Consider the following 1,459-nt stretch of genomic DNA (forward strand, 5'->3'; position numbering starts at 1 on the left):
GTTGGTCGATATACTCTTGTTTGACCATCGCCTACTCCTTTCTTGCTGCTTGTTTGACTTTCCAACAGCATAAAGGATAGACGATGGTCGCTATTTACTCCATACTCTAGGGAGAAGAACCTTATTTTTAGGCAACCCCTAAGCCGGTATTCCCCTTTCAACTGGCAATGAGGCGACCTCCGCTGTCATCCTCCCTAGCAAGGATTATAGTCAATCCCCACGCTGGCCGTCAAGCTCCTCTCATCACACCTTTACGAAGCCATCACACTATGATAGATTGAAAATAGCCTCGTCCATTCAATCCTTCGTTATTTGACTACTCGTCAACTGGCAAGCCCTTGTTCAAATCCATCTTCAGTGTGGAGTGCCAGTTAATGCCTTTCTATGAACTGTCTCCTCTATGCCCGTGTTTCCACGGACAAACAAGCACAAAAAGACCTCTCGATCCCAGCCCAGATTGCCGCCATGAAGGAATATGCCAGGAGAAACGGCTGGAAGGTTATGGGCCATTTTATTGATGAGGGAGAATCAGCGAAAACAGCCGACAGGCCGGAGTTGAAGAGACTCATCCAGCATTGCAAGGAAAATAAGGGAATAGATATAGTCCTCGTCCACAAGATAGACCGCTTGGCCAGAAACCTGATCGACTACGCCACGATTAAGGCTATTCTAAAGCAGAAGGGGATCAGGCTTGTCTCGGTCTCCGAACCCTTTGACGATAACCCCATCGGCCATCTCCTAGAGAATATCATTGCCAGCATCTCTGAATGGTATAGTGCCAACTTAGGAGAGGAAATCAAAAAGGCCAATCTTGCCAAACTGAAAAAAGGTGAGTGGCCCCACAAGCCTCCTCTGGGTTACAGGAGTGTTAAAGGTTCAAATGGGAGGGTAAAACACCTTCCTGATCCCAGAACCGCTCCCTTGGTCAGACAGGCCTTCGAGCTTTTCTCAAGTGGGAACTACTCACTCCAGTCGCTTGCGGAGGAGATGCACAGCCGGGGTTTAAAGACAGCTTTTGGCAGAATCTACAGCCCGGAATCGGTGAAAACCCTCCTGACCAGAAGATTCTACATTGGCGGTTCTTCTCCCTAGAGTATGGAGTAAATAGCGACCATCGTCTATCCTTTATGCTGTTGGAAAGTCAAACAAGCAGCAAGAAAGGAGTAGGCGATGGTCAAACAAGAGTATATCGACCAACTGGTGGGCGTACAAGGGTACCAGGTCATAGCCCTGCATTTTGGGGAGGGAACGGAAAGTGGGGGGAAAGAGCTGGTGATAGAGCTGACGAAAGCCAAGGGGGGGTTTCTGTGCCATTGTGGAAGAGAGTTCGACAGCTACTACGATTGCTCCTGGCGCATGGTGAGAGATCTCCCCTACGGCCCCTACAAGCGATCATGGCTGGCCTTCCCCCAGTTCCGGGTGGCCTGTCCCGACTGCGGGGTGGTAACCGAGGAACTTC

At 49.9% G+C, this 1,459-nt stretch carries 1 protein-coding gene and 1 pseudogene; both read left to right on the plus strand.

Going from position 1 to position 1,459, the window contains the following annotated elements; genetic code table 11:
- Positions 1 to 384: 384 nt before the first annotated feature.
- Positions 385 to 1,092, plus strand: a complete 708-nt coding sequence (locus HW443_RS11230; RefSeq protein ID WP_258190527.1) for a recombinase family protein — start codon at positions 385 to 387, stop codon at positions 1,090 to 1,092.
- Between the two features lie 78 nt (positions 1,093 to 1,170).
- A pseudogene (locus HW443_RS11235) lies at positions 1,171 to 1,459 on the plus strand (hypothetical protein); the annotation flags it as partial.

The sequence above is a fragment of the Candidatus Hakubella thermalkaliphila genome (assembly GCF_013281975.1).
In the GTDB taxonomy this organism is placed as follows: Bacteria; Actinomycetota; Humimicrobiia; order Hakubellales; family Hakubellaceae; genus Hakubella; species Hakubella thermalkaliphila.